At 69.8% G+C, this 14,917-nt stretch carries 15 protein-coding genes and 1 pseudogene; 10 read left to right on the plus strand and 6 right to left on the minus strand.

All coding sequences use genetic code 11. The features are described 5' to 3' along the window. Nucleotides 1–2 precede the first annotated feature (2 nt). Nucleotides 3–1,223, plus strand: a complete 1,221-nt coding sequence (locus tag ACGFNK_RS14780; RefSeq protein ID WP_393415792.1) for a PucR family transcriptional regulator — start codon at nt 3–5, stop codon at nt 1,221–1,223. Between the two features lie 29 nt (nt 1,224–1,252). Beyond that, nucleotides 1,253–1,391, plus strand: a pseudogene (locus tag ACGFNK_RS14785) (succinyl-CoA--3-ketoacid-CoA transferase); the annotation flags it as partial. A 187-nt stretch (nt 1,392–1,578) separates the two neighbouring features. Here ACGFNK_RS14785 and ACGFNK_RS14790 read toward each other — a convergent pair. Further along, a complete protein-coding gene (locus tag ACGFNK_RS14790) occupies nt 1,579–2,223 on the minus strand; it encodes a helix-turn-helix domain-containing protein (RefSeq protein ID WP_393415793.1) in 645 nt (214 codons plus the stop codon). Nucleotides 2,224–2,331: 108 nt separating this feature from the next. Between ACGFNK_RS14790 and ACGFNK_RS14795 the strand changes: the two genes are divergently transcribed. After that, entirely contained in the window at nt 2,332–3,105 is a 774-nt protein-coding gene (locus tag ACGFNK_RS14795; protein ID WP_393415795.1) for an IclR family transcriptional regulator, read from the plus strand. Nucleotides 3,106–3,209: 104 nt separating this feature from the next. On the opposite strand, the gene dmpG is transcribed toward ACGFNK_RS14795, so the two are convergent. Genes dmpG through ACGFNK_RS14820 form a run of 5 tightly spaced genes read right to left on the minus strand, consistent with a single transcriptional unit; the run spans nt 3,210 to nt 7,901 of the window. Next, on the minus strand, nt 3,210–4,217 hold the full coding sequence (gene dmpG, locus ACGFNK_RS14800; RefSeq protein WP_393415797.1) for a 4-hydroxy-2-oxovalerate aldolase: 1,008 nt from the start codon (nt 4,215–4,217) through the stop codon (nt 3,210–3,212). After that, entirely contained in the window at nt 4,214–5,158 is a 945-nt protein-coding gene (locus tag ACGFNK_RS14805) for an acetaldehyde dehydrogenase (acetylating) (protein ID WP_165264712.1), read from the minus strand. The genes dmpG and ACGFNK_RS14805 overlap by 4 nt, the downstream gene beginning before the upstream one ends. Nucleotides 5,159–5,176: 18 nt before the next feature. Then, complete coding sequence (locus tag ACGFNK_RS14810) at nt 5,177–5,977, minus strand: 2-keto-4-pentenoate hydratase (RefSeq protein ID WP_165264703.1); 801 nt, start codon at nt 5,975–5,977, stop codon at nt 5,177–5,179. Beyond that, complete coding sequence (locus ACGFNK_RS14815; RefSeq protein ID WP_393415799.1) at nt 5,974–6,921, minus strand: 3-carboxyethylcatechol 2,3-dioxygenase; 948 nt, start codon at nt 6,919–6,921, stop codon at nt 5,974–5,976. Before ACGFNK_RS14815 ends, ACGFNK_RS14810 begins: the two co-directional genes overlap by 4 nt. Next, nucleotides 6,918–7,901 (minus strand): zinc-binding dehydrogenase, encoded by a 984-nt coding sequence (locus ACGFNK_RS14820; RefSeq protein WP_393415801.1) that lies wholly within the window; start codon nt 7,899–7,901, stop codon nt 6,918–6,920. Before ACGFNK_RS14820 ends, ACGFNK_RS14815 begins: the two co-directional genes overlap by 4 nt. Before the next feature lie 101 nt (nt 7,902–8,002). On the opposite strand from ACGFNK_RS14820, the gene ACGFNK_RS14825 reads away from it, so the two are divergent. The 7 genes from ACGFNK_RS14825 to ACGFNK_RS14855 are packed head-to-tail and all read left to right on the plus strand — an operon-like array spanning nt 8,003 to nt 14,873. Then, nucleotides 8,003–9,355 carry an SRPBCC family protein gene (locus ACGFNK_RS14825; protein WP_393415803.1) on the plus strand — a complete coding sequence of 451 codons (1,353 nt, stop codon included), beginning with the start codon at nt 8,003–8,005 and terminating at the stop codon, nt 9,353–9,355. Next, entirely contained in the window at nt 9,352–9,687 is a 336-nt protein-coding gene (locus tag ACGFNK_RS14830) for a non-heme iron oxygenase ferredoxin subunit (protein ID WP_165264706.1), read from the plus strand. Before ACGFNK_RS14825 ends, ACGFNK_RS14830 begins: the two co-directional genes overlap by 4 nt. Next, nucleotides 9,684–10,898 carry an NAD(P)/FAD-dependent oxidoreductase gene (locus ACGFNK_RS14835; protein ID WP_393415805.1) on the plus strand — a complete coding sequence of 405 codons (1,215 nt, stop codon included), beginning with the start codon at nt 9,684–9,686 and terminating at the stop codon, nt 10,896–10,898. The genes ACGFNK_RS14830 and ACGFNK_RS14835 overlap by 4 nt, the downstream gene beginning before the upstream one ends. A gap of 60 nt (nt 10,899–10,958) precedes the next feature. After that, on the plus strand, nt 10,959–11,534 hold the full coding sequence (locus ACGFNK_RS14840) for a 3-phenylpropionate/cinnamic acid dioxygenase subunit beta (RefSeq protein ID WP_053740131.1): 576 nt from the start codon (nt 10,959–10,961) through the stop codon (nt 11,532–11,534). Nucleotides 11,535–11,563: 29 nt separating this feature from the next. Next, nucleotides 11,564–12,421 carry an alpha/beta fold hydrolase gene (locus ACGFNK_RS14845; protein WP_393415807.1) on the plus strand — a complete coding sequence of 286 codons (858 nt, stop codon included), beginning with the start codon at nt 11,564–11,566 and terminating at the stop codon, nt 12,419–12,421. After that, nucleotides 12,418–13,254, plus strand: coding sequence for a 3-(cis-5,6-dihydroxycyclohexa-1,3-dien-1-yl)propanoate dehydrogenase (gene hcaB, locus ACGFNK_RS14850; protein WP_053740133.1), 837 nt, complete (start codon nt 12,418–12,420; stop codon nt 13,252–13,254). The genes ACGFNK_RS14845 and hcaB overlap by 4 nt, the downstream gene beginning before the upstream one ends. A gap of 20 nt (nt 13,255–13,274) precedes the next feature. Further along, a complete protein-coding gene (locus ACGFNK_RS14855; RefSeq protein WP_393415809.1) occupies nt 13,275–14,873 on the plus strand; it encodes a long-chain-fatty-acid--CoA ligase in 1,599 nt (532 codons plus the stop codon). The last annotated feature ends 44 nt before the right edge of the window (nt 14,874–14,917 follow it).

Raw genomic sequence — 14,917 nt, forward strand, 5'->3', positions numbered from 1 at the left:
CAATGCCGAGCAGCAGTTTGCGGGGCGCTACGGATGAGTTGCTGCGCAACACGTCCAAGGTGCTCCTGGCCGATCCGACCCTCTTGCGGCCTATCCAGGAAGCTGTCGCCAACGCCACCGACCGCCGCTTCGGATCGGACCCCTCCATTGCAGAGGCGATAGGTGAGGCCACCCGGGCCAACGCCCAGCATTGGGCACGCTCAATGTACGAAGACCCGCAGCGGGACGTCGAGCCCAATCTGACCAGCCAGATCGTCGGCATCGCTCGCGATGGATATCGCTGGGGCGAGGAGGACACCTTCCGCGCCTCGTACCACGCCGGCCAGCAGGTGATGTGGTCCATCTGGATGAAGATCGCCTTTTCGCTGTGCGACGAACCAGAGGTCCTGCTGCCTGCTCTTGACCGGGCCTCCCGCTCACTGTCGCTCTGGATCGAGGGCACGGTCAGTGCCCTGATCGACATCCTCGAGCAGGAGCGCGCAGCTCTGTCGGGCGACCAGCACGTGAGACGCCTTGAGCTGATCAATCTCATCCTGGGCGGGGCACCGGTTCCCGCGACCGCTGTTGACCAGAGACTCGGATACCCGCTGCGGGCCAAACACCTGGGCGTGATCCTCTGGGCGCCAGCACAGGTCGCCGATCGCGAGACACTCGTGCAGGTCGCGAGCCGGCTCGGCCGGGTCGCGGAGTCCAGGAACCAACTGCTCGTCCAGGCCAGTGCTTCGTCGCTGTGGCTGTGGCTGACGCCCGGAATCCCGGTTTCACCCGAGGCGCTCGAGGCAGCCGTAGCCCCTTACCGCGACGTCAGGCTTGCGATCGGCTCTCTGGACGAGGGGGTGGACGGCTTCCGACGCACCCACGACCGTGCGGTCGAGACCCAGCGGCTGGTGCAGACCCACAACGCCCACCGGGTCGCCTTCTATGACGAGGTCGCGGCCGTCCTCTTGCTGGCCCGAGACGACGCCCGGCTGCGCGAGTTCATTCACGCCATTCTCGGCCCGCTCGCCTCGGGTCCACAGGAACTACGTGACACACTGCGGATGTTCATCCACCAGCGGTACAACGCATCGCGGACAGCAGAGCTTCTGTTCGCCCACCGAAACACGGTCCTGCAACGCATTCGCCGCGCCCAGGACCGCCTTCCCGTCACCCTGGACCGGCACGGCACCAATGTCGGCATCGCCCTGGACGCGATGCACTGGCTGAACCTCCAGTACGAGTGAGCACGGTGCATCGTGAAAGCTGCACGTCAGAGCGCGGGGTCGGCGGTCTCAGCATGGTCTCCAACAACTGCGGGGCGATGGAGACCGGGCTGGCCGTGCTGCTCGCCGCCGAGCGGATTGCCCGGGTGACCGGCTCCTACATCGGGCGAACAGGAGTTCGCGCGGCAGGGAGCGGTCGTGTGGCTGCTTCCGTCGACGGGTTACGCCGCCTCGGTCGGGCTGGCCACCCACGGGTGCGGGCTGCGGCGGCGCTCGGGGTACCGCGGGGTCGGTAGACCGTTGGTGGCGGTGGGTTCGCTCCGGTCCGCGCGCTTCGGTCACCACGCGTCCGCTTGCTCAGATCGCCTCCCCGGGTCTACGCGACGGAATCTGGGGACGCGTCGCCCATTGCCGCTGTGACTCCCCTGGTGATGGTCGGGCCGAACTGTCGGACCTGGGGGATCGTGGTCACCATGTGGGCCGCGACCCGTTCACTGAGGCAGAGGAGCCGGTGCGGGACGTCGCCGGGGAAGCGGACGAAGTCGCCCGCGGCCAGGTCCACCGGTTCGTTGAGCGGTCCGGTGCGCAGCTTGCCGGTAATCACGTAGACATGGTGCAGGGTGCCCGAGGCGTGGGGCGGGACCACTTCCGGGGCTTTGCCGCTGCGCTCGAGGCGCAGAAGCAGAGTGCGGACATACCCGGAGCCGTAGGTCTCGTCCAAGAGGCGCTCCGTCCAGTTGACCCCGTCCGCCCACGCACCTTCGTCCTGGCGCTGTACGTAGACCGGTGTGCCCCATTCCGTGAGCAGTCGGCGCGCCGGGACGTCGAGTGCCGCACCGAGCAGGGACAGCGTCTCGACCGTGGGATTGCCCGAGCCCTGCTCGATCTTGGACAGCGTCTGTTTCGACAGGCCCGACCGGCGCGCGAGCTCGCCCAAAGACATCGCCCGCTCCAGCCGGAAGCGCCGTACATTGCGGGCCACGAGTTCGTTCTCACGCGGGGTGTCACTTTTAATGTGCATGGCGTCATTATTGACGGACGTAGGGTCTAGTTCGCATTCTTGTCACGTAAAGATTGCCGAGTGGTCAACTGAAAGTGACGCCGCTCACGGGAACCGAGGTGAATGACCATGATCGCGACCCTCGCCGACGCCGTACGTGACGACCGGGCCGCCATCGACAAGGCGGTGAGTCTTCTCGTGGCGCTGGGTGACCGGTCCGGCAGGGGAGCCGGCGTCAGCGAGCTCGCGCGCAGGGCCCAGCTGAGCAAGTCCACCGCCTACCGCGTGCTGGGGATGCTCGAGCGCAATGGCGTCGTGGAGCGTCACGGCACCGGGTACCGACTCGGCGAGCGCCTGCACCGCCTGGGACAAGCGGTGCACGGCCCGGAAGCCGAGCACGTGCGCGACGTCCTGCTGCCCTTCCTGACCGACCTGTACGAACTGACCCGGGAGACGGTGCACCTGGCGGTGCTCCACGACACCCACGCCGCCTACCTCGCCAAGCTGTACGGTCACCGCTCGACGGCCGTGCCCTCACGCATCGGCGGCCGCCTCCCGGCCCACGCGACGGCGGTGGGCAAGGCACTGCTGGCCTTCGACGTCGACGCGGCCGAAGAGGCGGTGCGACGGCCGCTGCCGCGTTTCACCCACCGCACCATCACCGAACCCGAGGCGCTCTCCGCTGAGTTGGAACGCATCCGCCGCACCGGGGTGGCCCTCGACGACGAGGAGTACCAGCCGGGTCTGGCCTGCGTGGCCGTACCGGTTCTCAGCCGCAGCGGACGGGCGGTGGCGGCGCTGTCGGTCGCCGGTCGGCGCGGGGACATCGACACACGACAGGTGAGCGGCCAGGTCCGCCGCATCGCCGCCGCCGCGTCGCAGGCGTGGGCCCGGCGGATGTGACGGCGGGTCGGGAATGCCTTGAGCAGGCGCGCGAGGGCGGCCGGTGACATCTCGTCCCCGGCCGCCCGCTCCATGCTTCGGTGCCGGCCTCACCTCGTGGCCTGCTAACGCTCCAGCAGGTCGAGTGCGATGTCGACGATCATGTCCTCCTGGCCGCCGACCAGGCCGCGCCGGCCGACCTCCAGCAGGATGGTGCGGACGTCGACGCCGTACTGCCGTGCGGCGGCCTCGGCGTGCCGCAGGAAGCTGGAGTAGACGCCGGCGAAGCCGAGGGTGAGGGTCTCGCGGTCGACCTGGACCGGGCGGTCCTGGAGCGGTCGTACGAGATCGTCGGCCGCGTCCTGGAGAGCGAACAGGTCGCAGCCGTGCTTCCAGCCCTGGAGGGTGGCGACCGCGACGAAGGGCTCGATCGGGCAGTTGCCGGCGCCGGCGCCGTGCCCGGCCAGGGAGGCGTCAACTCTGGTGACCCCCTCCTCGACGGCGACGACCGAGTTGGCCACCGCCAGGGAGAGGTTCTGGTGGGCGTGGATGCCGATCTGGGTCTCCGGCTCCAGCACGTCCCGGTAGGCGCGGACGCGTTCGCGGACGCCGTCCATGGTGAGCCGACCGCCGGAGTCGGTGACGTACACGCAGTGCGCGCCGTACGACTCCATGAGCTTGGCCTGCTCGGCCAGCTTCTCGGCGGGGGCCATGTGGCTGAGCATCAGGAACCCGGAGACGTCCATGCCGAGTTCCCTGGCCGTTGCGATGTGCTGGGCCGAAACGTCGGCCTCAGTGCAGTGGGTGGCGATGCGGATGGACCGCACGCCGAGGGAATAGGCGTGTTTGAGCTCGGCGATGGTGCCGATGCCGGGCAGCAGCAGCGTGGTGAGGGTGGCGCGCTCCAGGACGGAGGCGGCGGCCTCGATCCACTCCCAGTCGGTGTTGCTGCCGGGGCCGTAGTTGACCGAGCCGCCCGCCAGGCCGTCGCCGTGGGCGACCTCGATCGCGTCGACGCCGGCCGCGTCCAGGGCCGCGACGATCCGGGACACGTCGGCGGGCGCGATCCGGTGCCGTACGGCGTGCATGCCGTCCCGCAGGGTGACGTCCTGGACATACAGGTCGGTGGTCATGCCGTTGCCCCCTGGTCTGCGTGCTGAGCGATGCGCTCGGCGGTGCGCAGGGCGGCCGAGGTCATGATGTCGAGGTTTCCGGCGTACGCGGGCAGGTAGTGGGCGGCGCCCTCGACCTCCAGGAACACCGAGACCCGGGTGGTCACCGCGGGCGCTCCTTCGGGCAGCAGGGTGTGTACGGGTTCGTCCGCCGGTACGGGGGTGAACTGGACGTCCTGCTTGAGGCGGTAGCCGGGCACGTACTTCGCCACCTCGGCCACCATGTCGGTGACGGAGGAGCGGATGGCGTCGTGGTCGGTGTCGCCGATCAGGCAGAAGACGGTGTCCCGCATGATGAGCGGTGGTTCGGCCGGGTTGAGGACGATGATGGCCTTGCCGCGGGCGGCGCCGCCCACTTTCTCGATGGCCGCGGAGGTTGTCTCGGTGAACTCGTCGATGTTCGCCCGGGTGCCGGGGCCCGCCGACTTGGAGGCGATGGAGGCGATGATCTCGGCGTAGGGGATCGGGGTGACGCGGGCGACGGCGTGCACGATCGGGATGGTGGCCTGGCCGCCGCAGGTGACCATGTTGACGTTCCTGGCGCCCAGGTGGGCGTCGAGATTGACTGGTGGGATGACGAACGGCCCGATCGCCGCCGGTGTCAGGTCGATGAACGTCTTGCCGTACGGCTGCAGCCGTGCTGCGTTGGCGACGTGCGCCTTCGCCGAGGTCGCGTCGAAAACGATGTCGATGTCCTCGAAGCCGTCCAGGGCGATCAGGCCGTCCACGCCCTCGTGTGTCGTCGGCACCTTCAGGCGGCGGGCGCGGGCGAGGCCGTCGGAGTCGGGGTCGATGCCGACCAGCGCGGCCATCTCCAGCGTCTGCGACAGCCGAAGGATCTTGATCATCAGGTCGGTTCCGATGTTGCCGGAACCGATCACGGCCACTTTCGTCTTCTTCATGACGGTCATGACGGGTCCCTAAGAATGGTTGGCGGTGAAGGTGGCGCTGACCGTGCCGAGGCCGGAGATCTCCGCGGACACGGTCATGCCGGGGGAGACGCTGACCATGGGGCCGAGCGCGCCGGACAGGACGACCTGGCCGGTGCGCAGCGGGTCTCCGTAGTCGCGGGCCGTACGGGCCAGCCACAGCAGGGCGTTGAGGGGGTCGCCGAGACAGGCGGTGCCGTTGCCCTCGGAGACGAGGGTGCTGTCGGCGTACATGCGCATGGTGACCTCGCGCGGTTCGAACGCGTCGAGGGGAAGCCATGTCTCGCCGAGGACGTAGAGGCCGCTGGAGGCGTTGTCGGCGACGGTGTCGGTCAGAGAGATGTCCCAGTCGGCGACGCGGCTGTCCACGATCTCCAGGGCGGGGACCGCGTAGGCGACGGCCGCGCGGACGGCGGACAGGCCGAGATCGTCCCGGTCCAGGTCCTTAGCCAGCACGAAGGCGATCTCCGCCTCCGCCTTCGGCTGCAAGAGCCGGGAGGTGGGCACCTCAGCGAGGCCGGAGGCGTCCATGTCGGCGAAGAGGACCCCGAAGTCCGGCTGGTCCACGCCGAGTTGCTGCTGCACGGCCGGCGAGGTGAGTCCGATCTTGCGGCCGGTCACCACCGCGCCGGCGGCCAACCGGTGCTCAGTCAGACCGCGTTGGACCCGGTAGGCGGCGTCGAGGTCGGCGGTGCCCAGCAGTTCGCGGACCGGGGCGCATGGCTGCCCCTTCTCGGCGGCGGTCCGCAGCCGGTCGACGGCGGCGGTGATCGCCTCTGCGTGGTCGGTCATCGGGTCGGCTCCTGTTCTGCCGTGGCGACGGCGAAGCCCGCGATCCACTCGGGGATCGGGGTGTAGAAGCGGGAGGTCATGCGGTAGGAGCCGGTGGCGGCGAGCGAGGCGAACGCGGCGATCCAGGTGCGCACCTCGTGCGCGGAGCCGCCGCCCTCCTTGGCCATCCACTCCACGGTCCAGTCGTCCACGTCGGTGAGGCGGCCGCTTTCCAGGGTGTCGAGGACGTGGTTGTCCCAGTTGGGGTTGATCGGGACCATCAAGGTCGAGCCCGCCGCGTAGTCGTGCCCGGCCTGGATCACCCGCTGCTCGCCCCGGGCCCGCTGGTCGGGCGTGGGCGGACGGCCCTCGATGAGGGCGTCGGCTACCCGTGGCGGAGCGCCCTCCAGCACCGGTACCGGCGGGTCGTGCGACAGGCCGCCGGAGCCCAGGAAGAGCACCCGCCGGTCCAGTTCAGCGGCGGCCTCGCCGAGCGCGGTCCCCAGGGCGCGGATACGGCCGACCGGGCCGAGCGGTGTGGCGACGCCGTTGACGAAGACGGGGACGACCGGGACGTTGTCGATGCCGCCGAAGAGGACCTCCAGGGGCTGGACGAAACCGTGATCCACGGTCATGCGGGCCGAGACGGTCAGATCGATGCCTCGGTCCAGGACGCCGCGGGCCAGCGTCCGGGCGGCGTCGGTGTCGACCGACACCGGGCCGGCGCTCGAGCCGAAGTCGCCGACCGCGTGCGCGTCCGTGCCCAGGCAGAAGGGGGGCATCTCCTTGTAGAAGAAGCCGTTGTAGTGGTCCGGGGCGTACAGGACGACCAGGTCGGGATCGAAGGCGCGCACGAAGCCCCGTGCCGTCTCGACGGCCTCGTCGACGGAGGCGACCACCTCTGCAGCGGGGTCGTTCTTGCCGATGAGGGGGGAGTGGGACAGCCCTATGGCGGCAGCGTTCACGACGGTTCTCCCTGGAGGCGGATGACGAGCTTCCCGGTGAGCCGCCCGTCGATCATGAGCTGGAAGCCCTTGTGGATCTCGTCCAGCGGCAACGTGCGATGGATCACTGGGCGCACACCGGTGCCGTCCATCAGCTTCAGCAGTGCGACGAGCTCGCTGCGGGTGCAGCCGGTCGAGCCGAGGATGCGCTGCTGGAGGTAGAAGATCCGGGCCAGGTCTGCGGGCGGGTTAGTGCCGCTGGTGGCACCCGCGATCACGATGGTGCCGCCGGGACGCAGGGAGCGCATCGAGTGGGCCCAGGTCGCCTCGCCGACCGTCTCCACCACGACATCCACCCGCTCGGGCACCCGCTCGCCGGTGGGTACGGCCTTGCGCGCACCCCAGGACTCGGCCTGTGCCCGCTTGTCGACGCTGCGGCTGGTGGCATACACCACGGCACCCGCAGCCACCGCCAGCTTGATTGCGGCCGAGGCGACCCCGCCGCCGGCGCCCTGCACCAACACCCGGTCGCCCGCGCGGATCTGTGCCTGGGTGAACAGCATCCGGTACGCCGTCCCCCATGCGACCGGCAGGCAGGCGGCCTCGTCGAAGGTCAGCCAGGACGGCTTGGGGACGAGGTTGCGGGTGGGGACGGACAGGTATTCGGCGAACGCGCCGTTGTGCCGCTCCGACAGCAGGGCACGGCCGGGATCGAGTGTCTCGTCGCCGTCGCCGGCGTCCGGGTCAGCGATCACCGGGTGGACGAGGACCTCGTTGCCGTCCTGGTCGTAGCCCGCGGCGTCGCAGCCGAGGACGATCGGCAGCCGCTCGGGCGGGTGGCCGACCCCGCGCAGCGTCCACAGGTCGTGCATGTTGAGTGAGGACGCCGCGACGCGGACGATTGACCAGCCGGGCCGGGGCTCGGGCTTGGGAACGTCGCCCAGGACCAGCCCGGCCAGCGGGTCGGTCGCGCTCTGGGCGACGGCGGTTGCAGCAAGCATGCGGCCACGCTCCCCCGGCAGTACGGTCCGCGGACAGTCAGCGTGCCGCCGTACGGAACGAGCCGTGGCAGGGATCTGTCGTACTGCTGTTGCCTGTCGCCATGACCTCCACGAACGAACCCCAGGGCGGGGCGCCGACCACGCCGCGCGGAACCCTGCGGCGCCCGGCGGACCTGGCCCGCACCATCGACGTCTCCGGGCTCGTGGACACCGAGGGCGGACTCCTGGACCGGGTGATCTTCACCGACCAGGAGCTGTACCGGCAGGAACTGCGCCGAGTCTTCGCACCGAGCTGGCTGTTCCTCGCGCACACCGACCAGTTCCACAAGCCCGGCGACTTCTTCACCACGTACATGGGTGAGGACCCGGTCATCGTCACCCTCGACCGCGACCGCCGGATCCGGGCCTACCTCAACTCCTGCCGGCACCGCGGCGCCCGTGTCTGCCGGGCCGACGTCGGCACCACCCGCAACTTCACCTGCACCTACCACGGCTGGTCGTACAACCTGGACGGTTCACTGGTCAGCGTGCCCAACCAGGACGGCTACCCGGACTCCTTCCGCACCGAGGACTGGGGCCTGGTGGAAGTGCCGCACGTGCAGACCTACCGCGGGCTGGTCTTCGGCACCTGGAACCCCGACCCGGTGCCGCTGCGCGAGCAGCTCGGCGACATGGCCTGGTACCTGGACGCGATGCTCGACCACGACGAGCACGGCACCGTTGTGGTGGGCGGTGTCCACAAGTGGGTGCTGGAGGGCAACTGGAAGCTGGCGGCCGAGCAGTTCGCCACCGACTGGTACCACGTGAACATGAGCCACGCCTCGGCGCTCATGGTCCTCTCGTCCTCCGGGAAGACGCCCAAGGCCGAGGTCGTGCACCGCACCGGCCGCCAGTACTCCGACGCCAATGGCAACGGCGCCGGCTTCCCGGTCCACCCCAAGAACCGCTTCGACGCGCAGACCGTGCACAAATGGACGGACTATGAAGCTCTGCGCGAACGCCTCGGTGACGCCCGCGTGGAGGGCCCACTGACCAACGGCCACGCCACCGTCTTCCCCAACTTTTCCTATCTGCCGGTCAACGGCTCCATCCGCGTCTGGCACCCCAAGGGACCCGACCGCATGGAGGTGTGGTCCTGGACCATCGTCAACACGTCGATGCCCGAGGAAGTGCGCGAGGCCCAGCGCCTGTACAACCTGCGCACCTTCGGTCCCAGCGGCATCTTCGAGCAGGACGACGGTGAGAACTGGAGCGAGGTGCAGGCCATCTCGCACGGTTTCGTCACCAACAACGTGGCCCTCAACTACCAGATGGGCATGGACTCCGAACGCGAGGACGGCCGCCACCCCGGCACGACCAGCGAGCTGTACAGCGACGCCGCAGGGATGGCCTTCTACGGGCGCTGGCGCGAACTGATGAACACCCCCGCCTGGCACGAGGAGCACGAAAAATGAGTGACGGCATCCGCGTCGCCGCCCTGGACGACATCCCGCAGGGCGAGGGCATCGCCATCGACAAGGCAATCACCGGAACGGCCGACAACATCGCCCTGCTGCGCGACACCGACGACATCGTCTACGCCCTGGACGACACCTGCACCCACGAGACCGCCTCGCTGGCCGACGGCTGGGTGGAGGACGGCTATGTCGAGTGCCCGCTGCACTCCAGCAAGTTCTGCCTGAAGAACGGCGAGGTCCAGGGGCTGCCCGCGACCAGGAACGTCTGCCCGCACCGCGTCGTGGTGCGGGACGCCGAGGTCTACCTCTTCCCGGGGGAGACGCCGTGAGCAACCGTGTGGTGATCGTGGGCGGTGGCGTCGCCGGGGTCAGCACGGCCAGCGCCCTGCGCGCGGGCGGCTTCGACGGCGACCTCACCCTCGTCGACGCCGGCGAGTTCCCCTACGACCGGCCCCCGCTGTCCAAGGACTTCCTCGCCGGCACCAAGGACATCGGCCAGATCGCTCTCCAGTCCCCGCAGTGGTACGACGAGCAGCGGGTCCGGCTGGTGAACCGGACCACAGTGACCGCCCTGCGGCCCAGCGAGGGGGCCGTCCAACTCGCCGACGGCGGCCTGCTGCCCGCCGACGGTGTCGTGCTCGCCACCGGAGGCGCCGCCGCCCGCCCGCCCATCCCCGGCGCGGGCAGCACTCGCGTCCACGTGCTGCGCACCGCCGACGACGCCGACCGGCTGCGCAAGGCACTCGTGCCCGGCGCCCGTCTGCTGGTCGTCGGCGCCGGCCTGATCGGAGCCGAGACCGCCTCCACCGCCGTACAGCTCGGCTGCGAGGTGTTGCTGGTGGACCCCGTGGCCGCGCCGCTGTCCACCGCGGTCGGCCCGGAGCTGGCCAACTGGCTGCACGCGCAGCACGCCCGCCACGACGTGGCTACTGCACAGGCCACCGTGGAGTCCTTCACCGACCACGCCGACGGCATCGAAGCCCGTTTCGCCGGAGCGGCCGAGCCCCGGCTCTTCGACGCGGCGCTGCTTGGCGTCGGCATGGTGCCGCACACCGAACTCGCCCGCGCAGGAGGGCTGGAGGTGGATCGCGGCATCGTCGTCGGCCCCGACCAGGTCACTTCCAACCCGCACGTGCTCGCGGTCGGCGACCCCGCGCGCACCAGCCTGGACGGCGTCCTCCTGCCACGCACCGAGCACTGGGAGGCGGCCCAGCAGGACGGGGCCCGCGCGGCGGCCACCCTTCTCGGTGCCGAGCCGCCGGCGCCCACCGCACCGTGGTTCTGGTCCGACCGGCATGGCTGCCACCTCGAGAGTGTCGGTCACATGCACGAGGCCGCCGAGAGGGTCGTACGCGGCTCCTTCGACAATCCCAGCTTCTCGGTCTTCGGCCTGCGTGACGGGCACGTGGTCGCTGCTGCGTCGGTGGACGACCCGCAGGCCGTACGGGCGGCACAGCGCATGATCGACCGCCGCCTCCCCGTGGACGCCGCCCGGCTGGCCGACCCGTCCGTGAACCTGCGCGCGCTGCTCCGCGGCTGATGTGCCGCACAGCGGCACGGCGCGTACCGCCCCCGGTCCGAGAAGGGATCGAATGACACCGTGAGCACAACCACTGAGCCGACCCGGTCGCAAGTTGGCGCCCGCGCCGACCGCGACACCCACTTCGAGGTCGAGCAGTTCTACTACGAGGAAGCCGACCTCCTCGACGCCGGCCGCTACACCGACTGGCTCGACCTGCTCGCCGACGACCTCGACTACTGGATGCCCACGCGCACCAACCGCCTGCGCCGCCAGCAGTCCCTGTCCGTCGCGGCACGTGGCGAGGCGGCCTTCTACGACGAGACCAAGGACAGCCTCGCCTGGCGCATCCGCCGCTTCGACTCCGGCATGGCCTGGGCCGAGGACCCGCCCTCGCGCACCCGCCACCTGGTGACCAACGTGATGGTCCGGCACGCCGACCCCGCCGAACACGACGGGGTCGGCGAGAACGATCTGTGGGCACAATCGGCGTTCCTGGTCTACCGCAACCGCCTGGAGCGCGAGGAGAACGTCTTCGCCGGTTCCCGGACCGACCTTCTGCGCCGTACCGCAGGCGGCCGCCTCCAGGTCGCCCGCCGAACCATCCTCCTCGACCAGAACATCCTGCTGGCGAAGAACATCTCGACGTTCTTCTGAGCCGCCGCTCCACTTTGATGGGACACCTCGTGACCGACCTCGACCTCAGGCACCACCGCGTTCCCACCACCCTCGGTGAGATCACCGTGGCCGAAACCGGTGAAGGCCCCGTGCTGGTGATGCTGCACGGCGGCGGGCCCGGCGCCTCCGGCGTCAGCAACTATCACCAGAACCTTCAGGCCCTGGCCCGGAACTTCCGTGTGGTCCTGCCGGACCAGCCGGGCTTCGGCGGCAGCTACCGGCCCACCGAAGAGGACCTGGAGAAGCGGTCGATCACCGAGATCACGGTCGACGCGTTGTACCAGGCACTCGACTCGCTCGGCATCGACACCTTCCACCTGTTGGGCAACAGCCTGGGCGGGGCCGCCGCCATCGCCATGGCCCAGCAGCGCCCCGAGCGGGTGACCGGGCTCGTCCTCATGGCGCCCGGCGGGGGCTGGCTGCCCTTCGGCCCCACGCCCACCGAGGGCCAGAAGGAGATGTTCCGCTACTACAATGGCGGCGGGCCCAGCGAGAAGAAGATGGCCGCGTTCATCCGCACCATGGTCTTCGACCACAGGCAGTTCGGCGAGGACGTTGTCCGCGCCCGCTACGAGGCCTCCCTGGACGAGAGCCACAGCGCCTTCTACCACCACTACAACGCCGCGTTCGCCAAGCGCGGCGGCATGGACCCGCTCTGGCGCGACCTGCACAGGATCAAGGCGCCGACGCTGCTGCTGTGGGGCCGCGACGACCGCACCATCACCCTCGACGGCGCCCAGCTCCTGCTCAAGCACATCCGCGACGTACAACTGCACGTCTTCGGCCGCTGCGGCCACTGGGTACAGATGGAGCGGCAGCGCGAGTTCGAGGAACTGATCACCGGCTTCCTCACGGAGCGATCATGAGTGGCGGCTGGCTGGACGGGTACGCGGCGCTGATCACCGGCGGCGGCTCCGGCATCGGCCGCGCGGTCGCCGAACGCTTCCTCGCCGAGGGCGCCTCCGTCACGATCCTCGGCCGGGACAAGGACCGGCTCGACGACGTCGTACGCCAGGCCGCCGACCCGGAGCGGATCCACACTGTCACGGCCGACGTCCGCGACAGCGAGGCCATGCACGCCGCCGTCGAGCAGACCGTCGAACGCTTCGGCAAACTCGACACACTCGTCACCAACGCGGGCGTCTGGGACTACCAGCGACAGCTCACCCGTCTCACCGGCGGGGAACTGCACACGGCCTTCGACGAGATCTTCTCCGTCAACGTCAAGGGCTACCTCCTGGCCGCCGAGGCCGCCTGGCGCGAGCTGGTGAAGACCCGCGGCAGTATTGTGATGACGTTGTCCAACGCCTCCTTCTACGTGAACGGAGGCGGCCCGCTCTATACCGCCAGCAAGCACGCCTGCCTCGGCCTGATGCGCGAGCTCGCCTACGAGCTGGCCCCCAAGGTCCGTGTCAACGGTGTCGCCTGCGGTGGCATGAACACCGACCTGCGCGGCCCCTCAGCGCTGGCGCTCGCCGACCGCTCGATCTCGGCGTCGTTCGCGAAGAAGGCACCGGGCTCCCCGCCGCCGCCCATCCCCCTGCACGACTGCAGCACCGACCCCCGCGACTTCACCGGGCCGTACGTGCTGCTCGCCTCCCGTGCCCAAAGCGGCCCGATCACCGGGCACGCGATCACCGTCGACGGCGGCATCGGCGTACGCGGGTTCGCGACCGCCGCCGGCGGCGACCATCTCTGAAGCTCAACGAGGAGCCGCTCGTGACCACGCTCTCAGCCGTGACCCCGCACCCGGCCAACTCCGGCCTGCGGGTCGACCTGAACCCTGCCGCCGCGGTCGAACGCAACGCCCGCTACCACGGTGACACCGTCGTCATCCGCTACCCCGGGGGTGACCTCACCTACGCCGAACTTGACGACAAGGCTGCCCGCCTGGCCGGAGTCCTCGCCGACGGCGGCGTCGCGGACGGCGACCGGGTCGCCTACCTCGGTCTCAACAGCAGCTCCTTCCTGGTGACGATGCTGGCCGCGTTCCGGCTCGGCGCCGTCTTCGTGCCGGTCAACTTCCGGCTCGCCGAAGCGGAGCTGGAGGCTGTGCTCGACGGCAGCGGAGCCACGGCTCTGATCTGCGAGGAGGGGCACCGGCAGAGCGTCGACAAGGTACGCGGCCGGACGAGCCTCGCCCGCTTCCTTCTCGTGGACGACGACCCGGAAGCCCCGACGACGGGGGCGCCGGGATGGGAGCCCTGGGCGCCACTGCTCGGGGCGGCCCAGCCGGCCGCCGGTGTCCCGGCCAAGGGCGCCAACGATCCCGCGATCCTCATGTTCACCTCCGGAACCACCGGCACGCCCAAGGGCGTCGTCCTGACCCACGGAAACATCTGGTGGAACTCAGTGAACGTGGAGCTGCGCCTGGACACCCGGCGCGGCGACGTCACGTATGCCGCGGCCCCGCTGTTCCACATCGGTGCCCTGAACAGCTTCGTGATGCGCACCCTCGTGCGCGGCGGCACGGTGGTGATCCGGCGGGGCTTCGAGCCACAGACGTGTCTCGACGACCTCGTCACCCACCAGGTGAACTCCATATTCGGGGTGGCCCAGATGTTCTCAGCGCTGGCCCGCGTTCACGGCGTCTTCCAGGCGGACCTCAGCCGACTGCGGTCCGTCGTGGTCGCGGGAGCGCCGGTGCCGCCTTCCCTGATCGAGCTCTACGCCCAGCACGGCATCCTGCTCCAGCAGGCATGGGGACTGACCGAGACCGCTCCTTTCGCCACCCACCTGCCGGCCGAACGCACCCTGGAGAAAACGGGTTCCGCCGGTATACCCATGCCCTTCACTGAAGTCCGCGTCGTCGACGCGGCGACCGGCCTGCCGGTCAAGGCGGGGGAGAGCGGGGAGATCGTCGTCCGCGGCCCGAACGTCACCGCCGGCTACTGGAACAACCCCGAGGCGAACCAGGCGGCCTTCGACGAGGACGGCTGGTTCCACTCGGGCGACATCGGCTACCTCGACGAGGACGGCTACCTCTACATCGTCGACCGCCTCAAGGACATGATCATCAGCGGCGGCGAGAACGTCTACCCCGCCGAGGTCGAGCGCGTCCTGTCCGCCATGCCCGGTGTGGTCGACGTCGCCGTCGTCGGAGTGCCCGACGACCAATGGGGGGAAACCGTGGCGGCGGTGGTGAGCGTGGAGGAGGCCTCGGAGATCACACTGGAGGCTGTGCACGCCTGGGCAGCCGGACGCCTGGCCCGCTACAAGCTGCCGAGACGGCTGACGATCGTGCCCGCCGTCCCCAGAAATGCCTCCGGCAAGCTCGACAAGGCCCACGTCCGACACCTGGCCGGAAGGGACGGCTGACGTGCTCTCGATCCCCGCGCTCCCACAGTTGGACGTCGAAGGCA

It is taken from the genome of Streptomyces sp. NPDC048825, from assembly GCF_043198355.1.
In the GTDB taxonomy this organism is placed as follows: domain Bacteria; phylum Actinomycetota; class Actinomycetes; order Streptomycetales; family Streptomycetaceae; genus Streptomyces; species Streptomyces xiangluensis.

Coding starts and splice junctions, on each gene's coding strand:
- ACGFNK_RS14825 (WP_393415803.1), top strand. CDS start 8,003: ATGACCTCCACGAACGAACCCCAGGGCGGGGCGCCGACCACGCCGCGC.
- ACGFNK_RS14830 (WP_165264706.1), top strand. CDS start 9,352: ATGAGTGACGGCATCCGCGTCGCCGCCCTGGACGACATCCCGCAGGGC.
- ACGFNK_RS14790 (WP_393415793.1), bottom strand. CDS start 2,223: ATGCACATTAAAAGTGACACCCCGCGTGAGAACGAACTCGTGGCCCGC.
- dmpG (WP_393415797.1), bottom strand. CDS start 4,217: ATGACCACCGACCTGTATGTCCAGGACGTCACCCTGCGGGACGGCATG.
- hcaB (WP_053740133.1), top strand. CDS start 12,418: ATGAGTGGCGGCTGGCTGGACGGGTACGCGGCGCTGATCACCGGCGGC.
- ACGFNK_RS14780 (WP_393415792.1), top strand. CDS start 3: ATGCCGAGCAGCAGTTTGCGGGGCGCTACGGATGAGTTGCTGCGCAAC.
- ACGFNK_RS14820 (WP_393415801.1), bottom strand. CDS start 7,901: ATGCTTGCTGCAACCGCCGTCGCCCAGAGCGCGACCGACCCGCTGGCC.
- ACGFNK_RS14795 (WP_393415795.1), top strand. CDS start 2,332: ATGATCGCGACCCTCGCCGACGCCGTACGTGACGACCGGGCCGCCATC.
- ACGFNK_RS14810 (WP_165264703.1), bottom strand. CDS start 5,977: ATGACCGACCACGCAGAGGCGATCACCGCCGCCGTCGACCGGCTGCGG.
- ACGFNK_RS14805 (WP_165264712.1), bottom strand. CDS start 5,158: ATGAAGAAGACGAAAGTGGCCGTGATCGGTTCCGGCAACATCGGAACC.